The sequence below is a fragment of the Cedecea sp. B1(4) genome (assembly GCF_059414925.1).
In genome coordinates this window covers 377,107-398,786 of sequence record NZ_JCAHMZ010000003.1, presented here as the reverse complement: position 1 = coordinate 398,786, position 21,680 = coordinate 377,107, and the positions used below count along the sequence as shown (strand labels likewise).

Here is a 21,680-nt window from a genome sequence, read left to right as displayed (position 1 = left end):
CTTATTCGGTACTTGTTTGAAAATTCGTTGAGTTACCCTATATTACCCCATCGCACTTCTCGGGTGACAGGCGTTAACCTCACATGAAAGACATTGATTCCCTTATCAGCAATAATGAACTTTGGTCAAAAATGCTGGTTGAGGAAGACCCCGGTTTCTTCGAAAGACTTGCCCAGGCACAAAAACCCCGCTTTCTCTGGATTGGCTGCTCCGACAGCCGTGTTCCCGCCGAACGACTTACCGGCCTGGAGCCAGGCGAACTCTTTGTTCACCGTAACGTGGCAAACCTCGTTGTTCATACCGATCTGAATTGCCTTTCCGTTGTGCAATACGCTGTAGACGTCCTTGAAGTTGAGCACATTATTATCTGCGGTCACTACGGCTGCGGCGGCGTTCAGGCTGCGGTAGAAAACCCGGAGCTGGGCCTAATTAACAACTGGCTGCTGCACATTCGCGACCTGTGGTTCAAGCATAGTTCGCTCTTAGGGGAACTGGCACCGGAACAGCGGATGGACACGCTCTGCGAATTGAACGTCATGGAGCAGGTGTACAACATCGGCCATTCCACCATCATGCAGTCTGCCTGGAAGCGTGGCCAGAAAGTCACGGTTCACGGCTGGGTCTACGGTATTCACGACGGACGCTTGCGCGACCTTGAAGTGACGGCCACCAGCCGCGAGTCACTTGAGCAGGGCTACCGCAGCGGCATAGCCAACCTGAAGAATACCCACCATAGCCACCGGAATCGCGCAGCTTCGCAATAATTCCGTGAAATGTGGATAGCAAAAAGGGCCTTTTAAGGCCCTTTTTTGTTAGCTTACGACGATTGATTACTCGTCCAGCATCACCACTTTGCCAACGAACGGCAGGTGGCGATAGCGCTGGGCATAGTCAATGCCGTAGCCAACGACGAATTCGTCTGGGATAGAGAAGCCAACGTATTCAACGTTAACATTCACTTCGCGGCGAGTCGGTTTGTCCAGTAGCGTACAAATGGCCAGAGATTTTGGTTCACGCAGGCTCAGGATCTCGCGCACTTTGCTCAGGGTGTTGCCGGAGTCGATGATATCTTCCACGATCAGCACATCTTTCCCACGGATATCTTCGTCCAGATCTTTTAGGATCTTCACGTCGCGAGTGGTGGACATGCCGCTGCCGTAGCTTGATGCGGTCATAAAATCGACTTCATGGGAAACCTGAACTTCACGGCACAGATCCGCCATAAACATAAATGAACCACGCAGCAGACCCACCAGCACCATGTCACTGCCGCTGTCGCGATAGTGTTCGGTGATTTGACGACCCAGTTCAGCGACACGGGCTTTGATCTCCGCTTCCGGGATCATCACTTCAACAGTATGTTTCATATCTCTAACCATATGATTTAAAAACAAATCATTTAATGCTGGTTCACCTGCAGCCAACACAAAATATTGAGGCGTGGAGTATACCAGCAAATCGCCTTCACATCCCCACTTCAAAAAAAAGCCATAAATGTGACAACCATCACACTTGTTAATAACTATAATTAAATGCTATCAAACCTTTATGAGTGTGATAATTGTGAAAATAAATAAAACCGGATCGCAACTATTTGTGACCCTCTCGGCCCTCTTTGCTGTACTTTGCGGGCTCTATTTACTCTTTGGCGGGATATGGTTAGTGGCTATAGGCGGGTCGTGGTATTACCCGATCGCCGGCTTGGTGATGCTCGGTGTCGCCTGGCTGCTGTGGAAGAGCAAAGCCTCCGCGCTTTGGCTCTACGCCGCCCTGCTGCTGTGTACGATGGCCTGGGGCGTCTGGGAAGTCGGCTTCGACTTCTGGGCGCTGACGCCGCGCTGCGACGTGCTGGTGTTCTTCGGCGTCTGGCTTCTGCTACCGTTTGTGTATCGCCGCCTGGTGATTCCAGCAAGCGGCGCGGCAGCATCGCTGGTGGTTTCCCTGCTGATTACCGCCGTTGTGCTGGTCTGGGCGGGCTTTAATGACCCGCAAGAGATCAACGGTACGCTGAATCTGGATAATGCCGAAGCTACCGCTGAGTCTTCCATTCCTGATGCCGACTGGCCAGCTTATGGCCGCAATCAGGAAGGGCAGCGTTTCTCTCCGCTCAAGCAGATCACCACGCAGAACGTGGGCCAGTTGAAGGAAGCCTGGCGCTTCCAGACCGGCGACGTGAAGCGTGCTACCGACCCGGGTGAAATCACCAACGAAGTCACCCCGATCAAAATCCGCGATATGCTTTACCTGTGTACTGCCCACCAGCAGCTGTTCGCACTGGATGCCTCCACCGGGAAAGAAAAGTGGAAGTTTGACCCTCAGTTAAATACCGACCCTTCGTTCCAGCACGTGACCTGCCGTGGCGTTTCTTACCACGAAGCCACCGCGGATAACGCCCCTGCGGATGTAGTGGCCGACTGTCCTCGCCGCATCCTTCTGCCGGTGAACGATGGTCGCCTGTTCGCGCTCAACGCCGATACCGGCAAGCTGTGTGAGAGCTTTGCGAACAAAGGTATTCTGAACCTGCAGACCAACCAGCCGGTGACCACGCCAGGTATGTACGAGCCGACTTCACCGCCTATCGTGACCGACAAGGTGATTGTGATTGCCGGGGCAGTGACCGACAACTTCTCTACCCGTGAGCCTTCCGGCGTCATCCGTGGTTTTGACGTTAATACCGGTAAACTGCTGTGGGCGTTTGACCCAGGCGCGAAAGATCCAAACGCTATCCCGGATGACGAGCATCATTACACGCTGAACTCGCCGAACTCGTGGGCTCCGGCGGCATATGATGCGAAACTGGATCTGGTTTACCTGCCGATGGGCGTGACCACGCCGGACATCTGGGGCGGCAACCGCACGCCTGAGCAGGAACGCTACGCCAGCAGCATCGTGGCGCTGAATGCCACCACCGGTAAGCTGGCCTGGTCCTATCAGACCGTCCACCACGACCTGTGGGATATGGACATGCCTGCCCAGCCAACGCTGGCGGATATCACCGACAAGAACGGCAACAAGGTGCCGGTTGTCTACGCCCCGGCTAAAACCGGCAACATTTTTGTGCTGGACCGCCGCGACGGCAAATTAGTGGTACCAGCCCCGGAGCAGCCTGTTCCGCAGGGTGCCGCCAAAGGCGACCATGTTTCCCCTACCCAACCATTCTCCGAGCTGACCTTCCGTCCGAAGAAAGATCTGAGCGGAGCGGATATGTGGGGTGCGACCATGTTCGATCAGTTGGTCTGCCGCGTGATGTTCCACAGCATGCGCTATGAAGGCATCTTTACCCCACCTTCAGAAAAAGGGACGCTAGTGTTCCCTGGCAACCTGGGCATGTTCGAGTGGGGCGGGATCTCCGTTGACCCGAATAACCAGGTCGCAATGACCAACCCGATGGCGCTGCCGTTCGTGTCTAAGCTGATCCCACGCGGGCCAGGCAACCCAATGGAACCACCAAAAGACGCAAAAGGCTCGGGCACGGAATCCGGCGTTCAGCCGCAGTACGGCGTGCCGTATGGCGTTACGCTGAACCCGTTCCTGTCGCCGCTCAGCCTGCCGTGCAAACAGCCGGCCTGGGGCTACATCTCCGGCGTTGATCTGAAAACCAACGAAATCGTGTGGAAAAAACGTATTGGTACCGTGGAAGACAGCATGCCATTCCCAACCGGTATTCCAATGAAATTCCGCATGGGGATGCCAATGCTGGGTGGCCCAATCTCCACCGCTGGTAACGTAATGTTTATTGGTGCCACCGCAGATAACTACCTGCGCGCGTTTGATATGCGTGACGGGAAACAGCTGTGGGAAGCGCGTCTGCCAGCCGGTGGACAGGCTACGCCGATGACGTATGAAGTGAACGGTAAGCAGTATGTGGTGATTTCCGCAGGCGGCCACGGTTCCTTCGGCACGAAGATGGGGGATTATATTGTGGCGTACGCTCTGCCGGACGACGCAAAATAAAACACTGCGGGTGGCTCAGGCCACCCGCTCTTTCTTTTATGCGACGGTAAAACCGAGCATCATCCCGGTATCTTCATGCTCCAGCAGATGGCAGTGCGCCATATAGGCCGCTTCCTTTGGTGCTGCATGCTCAAACTTCACCAGCACTTCGCTGCGCGCACCTTCCACCTTCACCGTATCTTTCCAGCCCTGGCGGTGCGCCGCCACAGGTTTACCGTTTTCGGACAGGATACGGAACTGGGTGCCGTGAATATGGAACGGGTGCAGCATCATGTCGCCTTCCCCGGATATCGTCCACTTCTCGTATTTCCCTTTTTGCGCAGCAAACGCCGGGGTCACCATATCGAAAGCTTTGCCGTTGATTTTGTTGGCATTGTGGAAATCAAATCCGTGGCCCATGCCGCCGTGATTCATATTCCCCATACTGCCGTGGTCCATGTTCTTCATGCTGCCATGGCTCATACCGCCCATATCACCGTGGCCGTCCATCGACATGCCCGCCATCGCCTGCATGCCATATTTATCCATCAGCGCCTGCATGCCCATCATGTCGAGCATCGGATCCATCATCAGTTGCAGCCAGCGCTCGGTTACACCTTCCAGCGACGGGAGCCCAGGCACGTTGACCAGTTTGTCCGGCAGCGTGCCAGAGGCTGCGATAATCAGCGGCTGAATGCGAACCACCGGAGCAGGTTTGTCGAAAGGTGCCACGGTCATGCCCATTTGCTTCACCGGCAGCGTAACAATATCAAAAGGCTTGCCGTCACGGGTATCGACCAACACCTCGAACCGTTCCCCCATCAAAATTTCCAGCTCCATGACTTTGACTGGCTCTGCCAGCAGTCCGCCGTCGCTGGCGATGACATAGAGCGGGCGATTGTCGCTGGCAGCAATGTTCAACGAGCGGGCATTACAGCCGTTAAGCAAACGCAGGCGCAGCCAGCCGCGCGGATTGGTGTGCTGGGGATAAACGGCGCCGTTGCATAGCAGCGTGTCGCCAAACCAGCCTACGGCCGCGCTCATGACGTCCAGCTGGTAGTCAATCTCTCCGTCCTTACCGAAACGTTTATCCTGGATAATCAGCGGAATATCATCGATGCCCCACTGCTTCGGCAGCATCAGTTGGGCACTTTCGTTATCTTCAATCAATACGAGGCCACCAAGCCCCATGGCCACCTGATGCCCGGTTTTACCATGCTGATGCGGGTGGAACCAACAGGTCGCCGCCCGCTGCTGCGGCGTAAAGGTGACGCTGCGTTTTGCACCGGCGGCGATAACGCCCTGCGGGCCGCCATCGACTCCGCCGCCGACCTCAAGCCCGTGCCAGTGCAGCGTGGTTTCTTCTGCCAGGTTATTATGGATATCGACCGTGACCGCTTCCCCTTGCGTTAGCTTTAACGCCGGGCCAAGCAAAGCGCCGTTATAGCCCCAGGTCGTGGCAGATTTCCCGGCAAAAACGCTCTTTCCTGCGTTTACGGTGAGGCGAATGCTATTTTTGGCATCCGGGGCAAGCAAAGGTGGGATAGGCAACGCCGGACGATCGGCCGCCAGCGCGGCACGGCTCCAGAGTGGCAGCGCGCTGAAAGCCCCCAGCGCCGCGGTATATTTTAGAAAATTACGGCGATGCATAGTCAATTCCTTTAGTTGGCATACTTGTCGGCGAGCATAAACCTTTCCCTAACGGTAAGGTCAAGTTTTAAGCTCATAATAAATATCGTCGACGCCCATTTAACTGTGTTAACGTTTCGTATCTGAGAAAAAGTGGTAGACGTGATGAAGATGGGAGTTAGGGCGTTATTACTGGGCATTTTGCTGGCTTTTTCTACCAGCAGCCTGGCGCTGAGTGAGTCTGAAGCAGAAGATATGGCCGATCTGACTGCGGTATTTGTGTTCTTAAAAAATGATTGTGGCTACCAAAACCTCCCTAACGGCCAGATCCGACGCGCGCTGGTATTTTTTGCCCAACAAAATCAATGGGATCTCACCAACTACGATAGCTGGAACATGAAAGCATTAGGTGAAGACAGCTACAAAGATTTGAGCGGTATTGCCATCCCCACGGCAACAAAATGCAAATCTCTGGCGCGCGATTCCTTAAGCCTGCTGGCCTACGTTAAATAACGCTTTCCCCACCGAGGCTGAAATAATGACCGTGTAACCACGGTCATTGGCTCTAAGACCAAACAACGTGGGGGCGGTATCAGCCCCAGCGCGTTAACGCTGCTGCAGGAATTCCCGGTAAGCATGTACCACCTGCAGGAAGTCCTCTACGCCGCAAAAAGAGAGACTCTCTTCGTCGTAGTAGCTCATTCCCTCTTCCATCTCATCCCCGGAAATTTCCAGCTGGTTAGCGCGGACGATTACCTCCTCCTCGTCCAACCACAGAGTATATTCGTGCCCGGCACGCTGCCACTGCCGCTCGCTGCCTTTCACTGCAAGCACGGCCTGCTCGACTTCATCCAGCAGCGCCAGGTTACCCTTCACTTCCTCATTAAACCAGTGGCCGACAACCTCGTGCCCCATTGACATACGCACCTTTACCATACCGGTGATGTCACGCAGAAATTCATAGTCCATCGCTGTTTCCTCTACATCGCGGGGGAAATCCTCACCCACGCCTATAGGCTTAATTATCGCAGCAAAGTCAGGGGAAAACAGCGTGGCGAGTAGAAGGACGAGAAATAAAAAGGAGAAACGCAGAGTGGTCTGGTGCCCTCACCCCGGCCCTCTCCCACAGGGAGAGAGAGCACAGAGTGAGGGTATTTAGCCTTTAAACGGCGGTCTGGAAGATGACGCCGTCCGCTTTCTCGGTGTACTGAGACAGCTGGTCAAAGTTCAGGTAGCGGTAAGTGTCTACCGCCGTTTTATCAACCTGAGTCATGAAGGTCTGATATTCGTCAGGAGTAGGCAGTTTACCCAACAGGGAAGCCACGGCCGCCAGCTCAGCAGAAGCCAGGAAGACATTCGCGCCGGTTCCCAAACGGTTCGGGAAGTTACGGGTTGAAGTCGACACGACCGTCGCGCCATCTGCCACACGAGCCTGGTTACCCATGCACAGGGAGCAGCCTGGAATTTCGATACGGGCCCCGCTCTTACCAAACACGCTGTAATAGCCTTCTTCCGTCAGCTGAGCCGCGTCCATACGGGTTGGCGGCGCCACCCACAGGCGAGTTGGCAGCTGACCTTTGTGGCTGTCCAGCAGTTTACCGGCCGCACGGAAGTGACCGATGTTGGTCATGCAGGAACCGATAAACACTTCGTCGATCTTCTCCCCGGCTACGTCGGACAGCAGACGAGCATCGTCCGGGTCGTTTGGCGCGCAGAGGATTGGCTCTTTGATATCGTTCAGATCGATGTCGATCACTGCCGCATATTCTGCATCAGCGTCGGCTTCCATCAGTTGCGGATCTGCCAGCCATTTTTCCATGCCCTGAATACGGCGCTCAAGCGTACGACGGTCGCCGTAACCTTCGGCAATCATCCACTTCAGCAGCACGATGTTGGAATTCAGGTACTCTTCGATCGGTTCGCGATCCAGTTTAATGGTGCAACCTGCGGCAGAACGCTCTGCGGAAGCATCGGTCAGCTCAAACGCCTGCTCAACTTTCAGCGTCGGCAGACCTTCGATTTCAAGGATACGGCCAGAGAAGATGTTTTTCTTGCCTTTCTTCTCCACGGTCAGCAGGCCCTGTTTGATCGCGTACAGCGGGATCGCGTGTACCAAATCACGCAGGGTAATACCCGGCTGCATTTCGCCTTTAAAGCGAACCAGCACGGACTCAGGCATATCCAGCGGCATAACGCCGGTCGCCGCGGCAAACGCCACCAGACCGGAACCTGCCGGGAAGGAAATCCCGATTGGGAAACGGGTATGGGAGTCACCACCGGTGCCGACGGTATCCGGTAGCAGCATGCGGTTCAGCCATGAGTGAATAACGCCATCGCCCGGGCGCAGAGACACGCCGCCACGGTTCATAATGAAGTCAGGCAGCGTGTGGTGCGTTGTCACGTCCACCGGCTTAGGATAGGCCGCGGTGTGACAGAAGGACTGCATCACCAGATCCGCAGAGAAACCAAGGCAGGCAAGGTCTTTCAGCTCATCACGGGTCATCGGCCCGGTGGTGTCCTGGGAACCTACGGAAGTCATTTTCGGTTCGCAGTAAGCGCCAGGGCGAATACCTTCCACGCCACAGGCGCGGCCAACCATTTTCTGCGCCAGCGAGTAACCGCGGGTGCTGGCGGCAACGTCTTTCGCCTGAACAAATACGTCGCTATGTGGCAAGCTCAGTGCTTCGCGCGCTTTGGTGGTCAGGCCACGGCCGATGATCAGCGGAATACGGCCGCCGGCGCGAACTTCGTCCAGCAGCACGTCAGTTTTCAGTTCAAAGTTAGCGATCACCGCGTCGGTTTCGTGGTTACGCACTTCACCTTTGTACGGGTAAATGTCGATCACATCGCCCATATTCAGATCGTTAACGTCAACTTCGATCGGCAGTGCGCCAGCATCTTCCATGGTGTTGAAGAAGATGGGGGCGATTTTGCCGCCCAGCACAACGCCACCGCCGCGCTTGTTTGGCACGTTCGGAATATCGTCACCCATGAACCACAGCACGGAGTTAGTGGCAGATTTACGGGAAGAACCGGTGCCTACAACGTCGCCCACGTAGGCCAGAGGGAAACCTTTTTTCTGCAGCGCTTCGATCTGCTTGATCGGGCCAATTACGCCAGCCTGATCCGGCTCAATGCCTTCGCGGGCGTTTTTCAGCATCGCCAGGGCGTGCAGCGGGATGTCCGGGCGGGACCATGCATCCGGGGCCGGGGACAGGTCATCGGTGTTGGTTTCACCGGTGACTTTAAAGACGGTAACGGTGATTTTCTCGGCCAGTTTAGGGCGAGACAGGAACCACTCGGCTTCGGACCAGGACTTCAGCACTTGCTGAGCGTAGGTGTTGCCCGCTTTGGCTTTCTCTTCTACGTCGTAGAAGTTATCAAACATCAGCAGCGTATGGGACAGCGCTTTGGCGGCAATCGGCGCCAGCTTTTCGTTATCCAGCGCGTCAATCAGCGGATGAATGTTGTAGCCACCCTGCATGGTGCCGAGCAGTTCAACGGCTTTTTCAGGGGAGATCAGCGGGGAAGTGGCATCGCCTTTGGCAATGGCAGCAAGGAAACCGGCTTTCACGTAGGCGGCTTCATCAACGCCCGGCGGTACACGGTTAGTAATCAGATCTAACAGGAATGCTTCTTCACCTGCTGGTGGGGTTTTCAGCAGCTCAACCAGTGCGGCCATTTGGGTGGCATCTAAGGGCTTTGGAACAATCCCTTCTGCGGCACGTTCAGCTACGTGCTTACGGTATTCTTCTAGCACGACGGTTCTCCTCGCTCTCATTGTCATTTGGCGACACCGGATCTCTCTTCACGCTCCTGTGAGACAGCAGTTTGTAGGGTAAATGCCCGGTACCGCGTCGGGCAGCATAGCAGGATTTTCAGGGGGTGTTAATCTGTTTACAAAAAAGCAACATTAAAACTTTGCTGAATCGTTAAGGGGGGATAGATTACTTTTTGATATGACCATCAGACACAAAAAAACCGCCTTTCGGCGGTTCGTTTGCCCTGACAAAGTGGTAGCACACGATGAAAGGCAATGTTTTGTGGCAAGCCCCAAACGCTGTCTATTCTGCATTTGAAAATGAATCACGGCGAGATGAATTGTACCTTTTGCGTACAACCTTATAAAAACAGCTGCAACTTACCGCAAATTAAAAATGATGATTCAGCGTTCAGGCGATCTACCGTAACGCTACTCTTGGCCTGCTTCGCTTGCGTAGCAGCCAGTCGCCGGGCATGGGAGCAGATCTACCGCTCTACGTGGCAAGCCTCAAACACTTGCCTGATTCTGCCTTTTCCGGTGAAGAAGGAATCGCCGTAGCCCAAAGGGTATACACGCAATGGAAATGCGTTTGCTGTACGCGCTGCTTCTGTCGTTAGGTTCACTGCTTTCGCTAAGCCAGGGTGGCTGGAATATTTCAGACATTACCGTTCAGTTCGTTTTAAACCTGGGCAATTAAGCTACTGGCCGCTCGCAAGGGCGGCCTTTTACGGGCAAAAAAAAACGGCCCCAAAGGGCCGCTTTATCAGACGCTGAAAGTTACTTTTTCTTCGCTTTCGCGTTTGGCAGGTCGGTGATGCTGCCTTCGAAGACTTCAGCCGCCAGGCCAACGGATTCGTGCAGCGTCGGGTGAGCGTGGATGGTGAGCGCGATGTCTTCTGCGTCACAACCCATCTCGATAGCCAGACCGATTTCGCCCAGCAGCTCGCCGCCGTTGGTCCCGACAATCGCCCCACCGATAACGCGGTGAGTCTCTTTGTCGAAGATAAGCTTGGTCATACCGTCTGCGCAATCGGAAGCGATAGCACGGCCAGAAGCAGCCCACGGGAAGGTGGCGGTTTCGTAGCTGATACCTTTCTCTTTCGCTTCTTTCTCAGTCAGACCAACCCATGCAACTTCTGGCTCGGTGTAAGCGATAGATGGGATCACTTTCGGATCGAAGTAGTGCTTCATCCCGGCGATAACTTCTGCGGCAACATGGCCTTCATGAACACCCTTGTGTGCCAGCATTGGCTGACCGACGATGTCGCCGATAGCAAAGATGTGTGGCACGTTGGTGCGCAGCTGTTTGTCAACGCGGATAAAGCCACGGTCGTCAACTTCAACGCCGGCTTTGCCTGCATCGAGGTTTTTACCGTTCGGCACGCGGCCGATAGCCACCAGAACCGCGTCGTAACGCTGTGGTTCTGCGGGGGCTTTTTTGCCTTCCATGGAAACATAGATGCCGTCTTCTTTCGCTTCAACGGCAGTCACTTTGGTTTCCAGCATCAGGTTGAATTTCTTGCTGATGCGCTTGGTGAAGACTTTAACGATGTCTTTGTCTGCGGCAGGGATAACCTGGTCGAACATTTCAACCACGTCAATGTCTGAACCCAGCGCATGGTATACGGTGCCCATTTCCAGGCCGATGATACCGCCGCCCATTACCAACAGGCGTTTAGGTACGGATTTCAGCTCCAGCGCATCCGTGGAATCCCACACGCGTGGATCTTCATGAGGAATGAACGGCAGCTCGATCGGACGGGAACCCGCCGCGATGATAGCGTTGTCGAAGTTAATCACGGTTTTACCGTTTTCGCCTTCCACTTCCAGGGTGTTAGCCCCGGTGAATTTACCCAGACCGTTTACCACTTTCACTTTACGGCCTTTGGCCATACCCGCCAGGCCGCCGGTCAGCTGAGTGATAACTTTCTCTTTCCAGGTACGAATTTTGTCGATATCGGTTTTCGGCTCACCGAAAACGATGCCGTGTTCGGCCAGTGCTTTTGCTTCTTCGATAACTTTAGCAACGTGCAGCAGCGCTTTAGAAGGGATACAGCCGACGTTCAGACAAACACCACCAAGGGTGCTGTAACGCTCTACGATGACGGTTTCCAGACCTAAATCCGCGGCGCGGAATGCTGCGGAGTAACCTGCCGGGCCTGCCCCAAGTACTACGACCTGAGTTTTGATTTCTGTGCTCATCATGACCTCTTAATTTATACCCGTCGTCCACCGGGTCGTTCTATCCGCCCGCAGTTTACAAAATTGTTAACAATTTTGAAACAACAAACGGCTCACGAATTGTCGCTTTCGCCAATAACCTCACAAACACCATGAGATTACCAGAAAAAAGCCGGCCGATTGGCCGGCTTTTCAATTACATCACCAGGCGGCGAATATCAGACAACATGTTGTTGATGATGGTGATGAAGCGAGCTCCATCAGCGCCGTCGATTACGCGGTGGTCGAAGGAAAGAGACATCGGCATCATCAGACGCGGCGTGAACTCTTTACCGTTCCAGACTGGCTCCATCGCAGACTTGGAGACACCCAGGATAGCCACTTCTGGCGCGTTAACGATCGGCGCGAAGTGAGTAGTCCCGATACCGCCCAGGCTGGAGATGGTGAAACAGCCGCCCTGCATTTCGCCAGCGGTCAGCTTGCCGTCGCGAGCTTTCTTGGAGATAGCCATCAGTTCGCGAGACAGCTCAGTGATGCTCTTCTTGTTCACGTCTTTGAAGACTGGAACAACCAGACCATTCGGGGTATCAACCGCCACACCGATGTTGATGTATTTTTTCAGCGTCAGCTTCTGGCCATCTTCGGACAGGGAGCTGTTGAAGCGAGGCATCTGCTCCAGCGCGGCCGCAACGGCTTTCATGATGAACACTACAGGAGTGAACTTCACGTCCAGCTTACGCTTAGCGGCTTCGTCGTTCTGCTGCTTACGGAACGCTTCCAGATCGGTGATATCGGTTTTGTCGAAGTGGGTAACGTGCGGGATCATCACCCAGTTACGGCTCAGGTTAGCACCAGAGATTTTCTGGATGCGGCCCATTTCCACTTCTTCGATTTCGCCGAACTTGCTGAAGTCAACTTTCGGCCATGGCAGCATGCCTGGCAGACCACCGCCGGTCGCAGCCGGAGCTGCTTCAGCGCGTTTAACAGCGTCTTTCACGTAAGCCTGAACGTCTTCACGCAGGATACGACCTTTACGGCCGGTGCCTTTCACTTTCGCCAGGTTAACGCCGAACTCGCGAGCCAGACGGCGGATCAGCGGAGTCGCATGAACGTACGCGTCGTTTTCAGCGAATTCAGATTTACCTTCTGCTTTAGCAGCAGGCGCAGCGGCTTTGGCTGCCGGGGCTGGTGCCGCAGCGGCTGGAGCTGGTGCAGCAGCAGTTGGAGCCGCAGCAGGTGCAGCGCCTTCTACTTCGAAGACCATGATCAGGGAACCAGTGGACACTTTGTCGCCGGTGCTGATTTTTATTTCTTTCACGGTACCGGCGAACGGTGCAGGCACTTCCATGGAAGCTTTGTCGCCTTCTACGGTGATCAGTGACTGCTCAGCGGCAACTTTGTCGCCCACTTTAACCATCACTTCAGTGACTTCAACTTCATCACCGCCGATGTCCGGGACGTTAACTTCTTTAGAGCCGGAAGCCGCAGGTGCTGCGGCGGCAGCCGGAGCAGCAGCCTGTGCTGGAGCAGCAGCAGGTGCGGCACCCGCCACTTCGAAGACCATGATCAGAGAGCCGGTAGACACTTTGTCGCCGGTGCTGATTTTGATCTCTTTCACCACGCCCGCGAACGGAGCTGGGACTTCCATAGAAGCTTTGTCGCCTTCTACGGTGATCAGAGACTGTTCAGCGGCAACGGTGTCGCCCACTTTCACCATGATCTCGGTAACTTCTACTTCGTCACCGCCGATATCTGGCACGTTAACGTCTTTTGCGCTCGCGGCAGCAGGTGCTGCGGCCGGAGCGGCTTCTTTCTTCTCTTCTGCCTTAGCAGGTGCAGCGGCTGCTGCACCTTCGGCGGAATCGAAAATCATGATCAGTTTGCCGGTCTCGGTTTTGTCGCCGACAGAGACTTTGATCTCTTTCACGACGCCAGCCTGTGGAGACGGAACTTCCATAGAGGCTTTATCGCCTTCTACAGTGATCAGCGACTGTTCAGCTTCAACTTTGTCGCCAACTTTGACCAGAATCTCGGTGATTTCAACTTCATCAGCGCCGATGTCTGGTACTTTGATTTCGATAGCCATTGTCTCTTTACCTCTTACGCCAGACGCGGGTTAACTTTTTCTGCATCGATGTTGAATTTAGTAATTGCATCAGCAACCACTTTCTTATCGATTTCGCCACGTTTAGCCAGTTCGCCCAGGGCTGCTACGACCACGTAAGAAGCATCAACTTCGAAGTGGTGACGCAGGTTTTCGCGGCTGTCAGAACGACCGAAGCCGTCGGTGCCCAGTACGCGATAATCATCAGCTGGTACGTAAGTACGAACCTGCTCAGCGAACAGTTTCATATAGTCAGTAGAAGCAACCGCTGGAGCGTCGTTCATCACCTGAGCAATGTAAGGTACGCGCGGAGTTTCCATTGGGTGCAGCATGTTCCAGCGCTCACAATCCTGGCCATCGCGAGCCAGTTCGGTGAAGGAGGTTACGCTGTACACGTCAGAGCCCACGCCGTAGTCGTTCGCCAGGATCTGTGCTGCTTCACGCACGTGACGCAGGATAGAACCGGAGCCCAGCAGCTGAACTTTACCTTTGCTACCTGCAACGGTTTCGAGTTTGTAGATACCTTTACGGATACCTTCCTCGGCACCTGCTGGCATAGCCGGCATGTGGTAGTTTTCGTTCAGGGTGGTGATGTAGTAGTAAATGTTCTCTTGCGCTTCACCGTACATACGGGTCAAACCGTCGTGCATGATGACAGCCACTTCGTACGCGTAAGACGGATCGTAAGAGATACAGTTAGGAATAGTCAGAGACTGAATGTGGCTGTGGCCATCTTCGTGCTGCAAACCTTCACCGTTCAGCGTAGTACGACCGGAAGTCCCGCCGACCAGGAAGCCGCGAGCCTGTTGGTCGCCAGCCTGCCAGCACAGGTCACCGATACGCTGGAAACCGAACATCGAGTAGTAGATGTAGAACGGAATCATCGGCAGGTTGTTGGTGCTGTAAGAAGTCGCAGCCGCCAGCCAGGATGCGCCAGCACCCAGTTCGTTGATCCCTTCCTGCAGAATCTGGCCTTTCTCGTCTTCTTTGTAGTATGCAACCTGCTCGCGGTCCTGCGGGGTGTACTGCTGGCCGTTCGGGCTGTAGATACCGATCTGACGGAACAGACCTTCCATACCAAAGGTACGCGCTTCATCGGCGATGATTGGAACCAGACGGTCTTTGATAGACGGGTTCTTCAGCATCACGTTCAGGGCACGAACGAAGGCGATGGTGGTTGAGATCTCTTTGTTCTGCTCTTCCAGCAGCTGAGAGAAGTCTTCCAGCGCAGGCAGTTCCAGTTTTTCGGAGAAGTTAGGCTGACGAGCAGGCAGGTAGCCTTTCAGCGCCTGACGACGTTCGTGCAGGTACTTGTGCTCTTCAGTGCCTTCTGGGAAGGTGATGTAAGACAGGTTTTCTACCTGCTCATCGGTCACTGGCACGTTGAAACGGTCGCGGATGTAACGCACGCCGTCCATGTTCATTTTCTTCACCTGGTGAGCGATGTTTTTACCTTCTGCGGTATCGCCCATGCCGTAACCTTTGATGGTGTGGGCCAGGATAACGGTCGCTTTACCTTTGGTTTCCTGCGCTTTTTTCAGTGCAGCGTAGACTTTCTTCGGATCGTGACCACCGCGGTTCAGGGCCCAGATCTGCTCATCAGTCCAGTCGGCAACCAGCGCTGCGGTTTCAGGGTATTTGCCGAAGAAGTGCTCACGAACGTAGGCACCGTCTTTGGATTTGAAGGTCTGGTAGTCACCGTCAACGGTTTCGTTCATCAGTTGGATCAGTTTACCGCTGGTATCTTTACGCAGCAGCTCATCCCAACGACCGCCCCACATCACTTTGATAACGTTCCAGCCAGCACCGCTGAAGATGCCTTCCAGTTCGTTGATGATCTTGCCGTTACCGGTGACCGGACCATCCAGACGCTGCAGGTTACAGTTGATGATGAAGCACAGGTTGTCCAGCTTCTCACGGGTCGCGATGGTGATCGCGCCTTTAGATTCTGGCTCATCCATTTCACCGTCGCCCAGGAAGGCGTAAACGGTTTGCTCAGAGGTGTCTTTCAGGCCACGGTGTTCCAGATATTTCAGGAATTTAGCCTGGTAGATCGCACCGATTGGGCCCAGACCCATGGAAACGGTCGGGAACTGCCAGAATTCTGGCATCAGTTTAGGGTGCGGATAAGAAGACAGACCTTTACCGTGAACTTCCTGACGGAAATTGTTCATCTGCTCTTCGGTCAGGCGGCCTTCAAGGAAAGCACGTGCATAGATGCCCGGAGAGATGTGGCCCTGGAAGTACACCAGATCGCCGCCGTCTTTCTCATTGGCTGCACGGAAGAAGTGGTTGAAGCACACTTCGTAAACGGTCGCAGAAGACTGGAAGGATGCCATGTGGCCGCCCAGTTCCAGATCTTTCTTGGATGCGCGCAGAACGGTCATGATGGCGTTCCAGCGGATAGCAGAACGGATACGGCGTTCCAGATCCAGATTGCCCGGGTATTCCGGTTCGTCTTCAACGGCAATGGTGTTCACATAGTTGCGAGCACCTGCAGAAGCAGCGACTTTCACACCGCCTTTGCTGGCTTCGGACAGCAGCTGATCGATCAGATACTGTGCACGCTCAACACCTTCTTCACGGATAACCGATTCGATCGCCTGTAGCCAGTCGCGAGTTTCAATCGGATCCACGTCATTTGGGAAACGTTCTGACATGGGGGTATTCCTTATCTGTCTAATACGTTGATTTATCTGGAACCTGTCCCATTGCGCTCTTACCCGAATGAATTCGGGTAACTGAAGAAAAGAACGCAATAAGACAGGTTCTGTGTTTAGTTGCCGCGCGCTAAAAGTTTGGCGCTTAATCCTTACGTTGCTGAAGGAGACGGAGAGAGCGCTCACGACGGCTCTGCTCACGGCTGCGATCCAGCAATATTTCCTCAATAAACGCCAGGTGACGGTGCGACGCTTCTCGCGCCTGCTCCGGCTGGCGAGCCATAATCGCCGCAAAAATGCTGGCGCGATGGCTGCTCACTTGCGCCAACATCTCGCGGCGCGCGTAGAGCAATTCAAAATTCTGGCGAACGTTCTGTTCGAGCATAGGCTCCATGCAGCGCAATAAATGAAGAAGCACAACATTATGCGCGGCTTCGGTTACGGCAATTTGATACTGCATGACGGCATCGGCTTCGGCGTCTAAATCACCGGACTCCTGAGCCTGCTGGATGGCAATATGGCAATCACCAATGCGCGAGAGATCTTCTTCGGTTCCGCGCAGCGCCGCGTAATAAGCAGCAATACCTTCAAGCGCATGGCGGGTTTCAAGCAGATCAAACTGGGATTCGGGATGGTCTGAGAGCAGTTCGACCAGCGGGTCGCTCAGGCTCTGCCAAAGGCTGTTCTGGACAAAAGTACCACCGCCCTGGCGACGAAGCAGCAAACCCTTGGCTTCGAGACGCTGGATGGCCTCGCGCAGCGAAGGACGGGAAACATCAAATTGTTTCGCCAGTTCGCGTTCAGGTGGAAGTTTTTCGCCCGGGCGTAGAGTGCCCTCAAGGATGAGAAACTCCAGCTGCTGCTCTATCACATCGGATAATTTTGGTTGGCGGATTTTGCTGTAGGCCATCGTTCCCTATCTCTGCCATTAGCCCGGAGTCAATTGGTAAGACCAATTTCACGTTCGTGAGGCTAAAAGTAACAAAGTATTCACCTTCTGTCCATATTGGTTTTGATTGAAATCATGAAAGCAGGCACATTTTAACAATAACAAAAGAAGGGATTTTCAAAACCATAACTTGGGCACTAACTCGCGTTTACCCACAAAGCGGTAAGTTAACGTTTATGAAACGATATATTTTTCAAAAACAACCGAAAGACGCGGTGAATGTATGTCATTTTTGTGACGCAAAACGGCGGCTCAAGAAGTATTCCCGACTCACCTTGTCCTCCCCTCTTTTTTACAAATGGTTTCTTTTTGCCCAACTCGTCAGAGCAGTGGCAGAAAGCAGGTGCAAAGGCCTGCACTTAACATTATTCTTTGCGATGCGGTAGCCCTATCCGCAAAATTCATAATTGATAACCGTAAAAAAAAGACTACACATTACGGAATACAACAATTACATCCGCGTCAATGTAGCGCAGACATTAACCACTACGAGGTTACATGATGGAAGGTCAACAGCACGGCGACACGCTGAAGCGCGGTCTTAAAAACCGCCACATTCAGCTTATCGCGCTGGGTGGAGCTATCGGGACGGGCCTGTTTCTGGGCAGCGCATCCGTCATCCAGTCCGCAGGTCCGGCAATTATTCTCGGCTATGCTATCGCCGGGTTTATCGCATTTTTAATTATGCGCCAGCTGGGTGAAATGGTTGTTGAGGAGCCGGTAGCCGGGTCCTTCAGCCATTTTGCTTACAAGTACTGGGGTGGTTTCGCGGGCTTCGCTTCAGGCTGGAACTACTGGGTACTCTACGTTCTGGTCGCCATGGCTGAACTGACGGCCGTCGGCAAATACATCCAGTTCTGGTGGCCGGAGATCCCAACCTGGGCTACGGCGGCGGTGTTCTTCATCGCTATCAACGCCATCAACTTAACTAACGTTAAAGTCTTTGGTGAGATGGAGTTTTGGTTCGCTATCATCAAAGTGGTGGCGGTTATCGCCATGATTCTGTTCGGCGGCTGGTTACTCTTTAGCGGCAACGGTGGTCCACAGGCGTCCGTCAGCAACCTCTGGGATCAGGGTGGCTTCCTGCCGCACGGCATCACCGGGCTGGTCATGATGATGGCTATCATTATGTTCTCCTTCGGCGGGCTTGAACTGGTCGGTATTACCGCCGCAGAGGCAGACAACCCGGAAGTGAGCATTCCAAAAGCGACCAACCAGGTTATCTACCGTATTCTGATTTTCTATGTGGGGTCGCTGGCAATTCTGCTGTCCCTGCTGCCGTGGACGCGCGTGACCGCAGACACCAGCCCGTTCGTGCTGATCTTCCATGAGCTGGGCGACACTTTCGTGGCTAACGCTCTGAATATCGTGGTGCTCACCGCCGCCCTGTCGGTTTACAACAGCTGCGTTTACTGCAACAGCCGTATGCTGTTCGGCCTGGCACAGCAGGGGAACGCGCCGAAGATGTTGAAAAGCGTCGATAAGCGCGGTGTACCGGTGAACACGATTCTGGTTTCCGCAGGCTTTACCGCCCTTTGCGTGCTGATTAACTACCTGGCACCGGAATCTGCTTTCGGCCTGCTGATGGCGCTGGTTGTCTCAGCCCTGGTGATCAACTGGGCGATGATCAGCCTGGCGCACATGAAATTCCGCCGTGCTAAGCAGCAACAAGGGGTGAAAACCCGCTTCCCTGCCCTGTTCTATCCGTTAGGAAACTGGGTCTGCCTCCTGTTTATGGTTGGCGTGTTAGTCATCATGCTGATAACGCCAGGCATGGCCATCTCGGTTTACCTGATCCCAGTGTGGATTGCGATTCTGGGCGTCGGTTATTTCCTGAAGCAGAAAAACCTGAAGGCAGTGAAAGCCTGATAAATAAAACGCCCCGCAATGCGGGGCGTTTTATTACAGCCTTCCGGCCCTAAACCAAAGTGCCGTAAATCGTCAGTAACGCCACCACGACCACAATCACCAATGAAATCTTCTTCGCCAGCGATACCGCAGCTTTCGGTGTTTTCATCTTATCCTGATGGGGTTCTCTCGCCAGCGAGTACTGTGCCAGTTGTGTGAGAACCTGGTATTGAGAGGTATGCCTGTCGGCAAGGGATGCAAACCAGGCCGGAAGCGCTCGCTCACCGTGGCCCAACAGGGCATAAGCGACCCCCACCAAACGCACGGGCACCCAGTCAAGAATATGAAGAATGCCGTCAATTCCCGAGAGCAAGCGCTCGTGTGCCGTATGGTGCCGGGCAAGCCATGTCTGCCATGCTCGCAGGAAAGCATACCCTGCGAGCGTAACCGGCCCCCATGTTCCGCCCACCACAAACCAAAACAGCGGCGCGAGATAGAAACGGAAGTTAATCCACAGCAGCGCGTTTTGTAGCTCGCGCAGGTATTCACGCTCGCTGCATTCAGGCGGAACACCATGAATCAATGTAAGCTCTGCAGCCATTGCATCACGGGCATGTTCATCATCATGGCTGGCGGCTTTAAGATACGAATGGTAATGCAGCCTAACCTGCCCAGCCCCGATGCAAAGCACACCCAGCGCAATCCAGAACACCAGCAGTGGGACGTTGAATAGTAACCCATGCAAAGCACGGAGAATCAGGAAAACCACGGCCATAAATGCAGCGGTCATTAACAGCGTTCTTAACAGAGAAAAATGCTTAACCCGTCCAAACAGGACTTCAAGACGATGATCTAACTGCCAGTGCTCGCCCATTTTGAACAATCGCTCGCCCATCAGGACTAACAGCAGGGTAAACAGGGTCATGTGCTCTCCTTGTCAGTTGCCTCTTCAACCGCACCCAAAAAGCGCGGCCAGTCAAACGAAGGGCCTGGATCGGTCTTCCGACCAGGTGCTATATCGCTGTGGCCCGTGATGTTTTTCGCCATATCAGGATAGTGTTGAATCAGTAAGTTAGCTAAAACGCTGAGCTGTTCATATTGAGCGTCGGTATAGGCCAGCGTATCGGTACCTTCCAGCTCAATACCGATAGAAAAGTCGTTGCACTTTTCTCTTCCCTGATAGCTCGAGACGCCCGCATGCCAGGCTCGTTTATCGAAAGGGACGTACTGAACAATTTCGCCGTCCCGGCGAATCAGACAATGGGCTGAAACGCGCAAATGCGAAATACCGGCAAAGTAAGGGTGCGCTGCAGGATCGAGCGTTCCGGCAAATAACGCATCAATCCAGGGGCCACCGAACTCCCCCGGCGGCAAACTAATATTGTGCACCACCAGCAATGAGGGGTTTTCCTCTTCCGGTCGGCCGTCACAATGCGGGGATGGCAGATGTTTTACCCCCACCAGCCAGCCGTCTTTAAGCTGCATGAGAGGTTCTCCTTAGAGTGGTACTTGAAGTCGCTTCAGAGTAGCATGAAACAATATTAACTTATTCATTCTGGAGTTTAATCATGCCGCCCCGCCGTTATAATCCTGACCGCCGACGTGACGAGCTGCTCGAACGAATTACCCTCGATATCCCTCTCGCCGTAGCCCAAGCGCTGCGGGAAGATCTGGGCGGCGAAGTCGACCCAAACAACGACATCACGGCACAATTATTACCCCCAGAAAACACGTCGCATGCGGTTGTTATCACCCGCGAAAATGGCATTTTTTGCGGTAAACGCTGGGTAGAAGAAGTCTTTATTCAGCTTGGCGGCGACGTGAAGGTGACATGGCATGTCGAAGATGGCGCTGAAGTCACCATCAATCAGCCACTTTTTGAGCTTAATGGCCCGGCCCGTATTCTCTTGACCGGAGAAAGAACGGCGCTGAACTTCGTGCAAACACTTTCAGGCGTAGCCAGCGAAGTTCACAGTTACGTGGCGCTGCTTGAGGGCACTAAAACGCAGTTGCTGGATACCCGTAAAACGCTTCCGGGCCTGCGCACCGCGCTGAAATATGCCGTGCTGTGCGGCGGGGGCAGCAACCATCGTCTCGGCCTTTCCGATGCTTTCCTGATCAAAGAAAATCACATTATTGCTTCCGGCTCTATTCGTCAGGCAGTGGAGAAAGCATTCTGGATGCACCCTGACGTGCCGGTAGAGGTGGAAGTTGAGTCACTGGATGAATTGGAGCAAGCGCTCAAAGCTGGGGCTGACATCATCATGCTGGACAACTTTACCGCTGAGCAAATGCGTGAAGCCGTGGCACTTACCCAAGGGAAAGCGCGCCTGGAAGTCTCTGGCAACGTGACCAAAGAGACGCTGAGAACATTCGCTGATACCGGCGTGGACTACATCTCCGTAGGCGCTCTGACTAAGCACATACGCGCCCTCGACTTGTCTATGCGCTTCCGCTAATGCAACACCACGGCGGGCCAGCCATTACTGCGCCCGCTTTATTGCGTACTGACTTCCATTTTTATTGTCGATACATACAACTGCGTTAACTAACGCGGAAGGCATTTCCCGAATGTCCGTTTCCCTGTTCGCTATTGCTTAGCCTGTTCAGCAC

Annotated in this window: 15 protein-coding genes; 5 read left to right on the top strand and 10 right to left on the bottom strand. The window is 54.1% G+C overall.

Annotated elements, in window-relative coordinates; genetic code table 11:
- Window positions 1-83: 83 nt before the first annotated feature.
- A complete protein-coding gene (can, locus tag ACR6JA_RS09340) occupies window positions 84-764 on the top strand; it encodes a carbonate dehydratase (protein ID WP_008461838.1) in 681 nt (226 codons plus the stop codon).
- A 66-nt stretch (window positions 765-830) separates the two neighbouring features.
- Here the strand turns inward: can and hpt are convergent, their stop codons facing one another.
- A complete protein-coding gene (hpt, locus tag ACR6JA_RS09335; RefSeq protein ID WP_008461837.1) occupies window positions 831-1,367 on the bottom strand; it encodes a hypoxanthine phosphoribosyltransferase in 537 nt (178 codons plus the stop codon).
- Window positions 1,368-1,548: 181 nt separating this feature from the next.
- Between hpt and ACR6JA_RS09330 the strand changes: the two genes are divergently transcribed.
- Entirely contained in the window at window positions 1,549-3,954 is a 2,406-nt protein-coding gene (locus ACR6JA_RS09330; protein WP_494493941.1) for a glucose/quinate/shikimate family membrane-bound PQQ-dependent dehydrogenase, read from the top strand.
- A 36-nt stretch (window positions 3,955-3,990) separates the two neighbouring features.
- On the opposite strand, the gene cueO is transcribed toward ACR6JA_RS09330, so the two are convergent.
- Window positions 3,991-5,583, bottom strand: coding sequence for a multicopper oxidase CueO (gene cueO / locus ACR6JA_RS09325; RefSeq protein ID WP_494493940.1), 1,593 nt, complete (start codon window positions 5,581-5,583; stop codon window positions 3,991-3,993).
- Between the two features lie 144 nt (window positions 5,584-5,727).
- Here cueO and ACR6JA_RS09320 point away from each other — a divergent pair, with 144 nt between their 5' ends.
- Window positions 5,728-6,075 carry a YacC family pilotin-like protein gene (locus tag ACR6JA_RS09320; protein ID WP_213715181.1) on the top strand — a complete coding sequence of 116 codons (348 nt, stop codon included), beginning with the start codon at window positions 5,728-5,730 and terminating at the stop codon, window positions 6,073-6,075.
- A 93-nt stretch (window positions 6,076-6,168) separates the two neighbouring features.
- Here the strand turns inward: ACR6JA_RS09320 and yacL are convergent, their stop codons facing one another.
- The 6 genes from yacL to pdhR form a co-directional block, all read right to left on the bottom strand.
- Window positions 6,169-6,531, bottom strand: coding sequence for a protein YacL (yacL, locus tag ACR6JA_RS09315; protein WP_213715179.1), 363 nt, complete (start codon window positions 6,529-6,531; stop codon window positions 6,169-6,171).
- 193 nt (window positions 6,532-6,724) lie between these two features.
- Complete coding sequence (gene acnB / locus ACR6JA_RS09310) at window positions 6,725-9,322, bottom strand: bifunctional aconitate hydratase 2/2-methylisocitrate dehydratase (RefSeq protein ID WP_166993565.1); 2,598 nt, start codon at window positions 9,320-9,322, stop codon at window positions 6,725-6,727.
- 780 nt (window positions 9,323-10,102) lie between these two features.
- Entirely contained in the window at window positions 10,103-11,527 is a 1,425-nt protein-coding gene (gene lpdA / locus ACR6JA_RS09305) for a dihydrolipoyl dehydrogenase (RefSeq protein ID WP_008461828.1), read from the bottom strand.
- Window positions 11,528-11,702: 175 nt separating this feature from the next.
- Complete coding sequence (gene aceF, locus ACR6JA_RS09300; RefSeq protein WP_085541982.1) at window positions 11,703-13,592, bottom strand: pyruvate dehydrogenase complex dihydrolipoyllysine-residue acetyltransferase; 1,890 nt, start codon at window positions 13,590-13,592, stop codon at window positions 11,703-11,705.
- A 14-nt stretch (window positions 13,593-13,606) separates the two neighbouring features.
- Window positions 13,607-16,270 carry a pyruvate dehydrogenase (acetyl-transferring), homodimeric type gene (aceE, locus tag ACR6JA_RS09295; protein ID WP_008461826.1) on the bottom strand — a complete coding sequence of 888 codons (2,664 nt, stop codon included), beginning with the start codon at window positions 16,268-16,270 and terminating at the stop codon, window positions 13,607-13,609.
- A 145-nt stretch (window positions 16,271-16,415) separates the two neighbouring features.
- Window positions 16,416-17,180 (bottom strand): pyruvate dehydrogenase complex transcriptional repressor PdhR, encoded by a 765-nt coding sequence (pdhR, locus tag ACR6JA_RS09290; protein WP_039290334.1) that lies wholly within the window; start codon window positions 17,178-17,180, stop codon window positions 16,416-16,418.
- A gap of 537 nt (window positions 17,181-17,717) precedes the next feature.
- Here pdhR and aroP point away from each other — a divergent pair.
- A complete protein-coding gene (aroP, locus tag ACR6JA_RS09285; protein WP_197061703.1) occupies window positions 17,718-19,088 on the top strand; it encodes an aromatic amino acid transporter AroP in 1,371 nt (456 codons plus the stop codon).
- A gap of 49 nt (window positions 19,089-19,137) precedes the next feature.
- Here aroP and ampE read toward each other — a convergent pair whose 3' ends face one another.
- Window positions 19,138-19,992 (bottom strand): beta-lactamase regulator AmpE, encoded by an 855-nt coding sequence (gene ampE, locus ACR6JA_RS09280; RefSeq protein ID WP_166876761.1) that lies wholly within the window; start codon window positions 19,990-19,992, stop codon window positions 19,138-19,140.
- A complete protein-coding gene (gene ampD / locus ACR6JA_RS09275) occupies window positions 19,989-20,552 on the bottom strand; it encodes a 1,6-anhydro-N-acetylmuramyl-L-alanine amidase AmpD (protein ID WP_213715170.1) in 564 nt (187 codons plus the stop codon). Before ampD ends, ampE begins: the two co-directional genes overlap by 4 nt.
- Before the next feature lie 83 nt (window positions 20,553-20,635).
- On the opposite strand from ampD, the gene nadC reads away from it, so the two are divergent.
- On the top strand, window positions 20,636-21,526 hold the full coding sequence (nadC, locus tag ACR6JA_RS09270) for a carboxylating nicotinate-nucleotide diphosphorylase (protein WP_494493939.1): 891 nt from the start codon (window positions 20,636-20,638) through the stop codon (window positions 21,524-21,526).
- Window positions 21,527-21,680 lie beyond the last annotated feature (154 nt).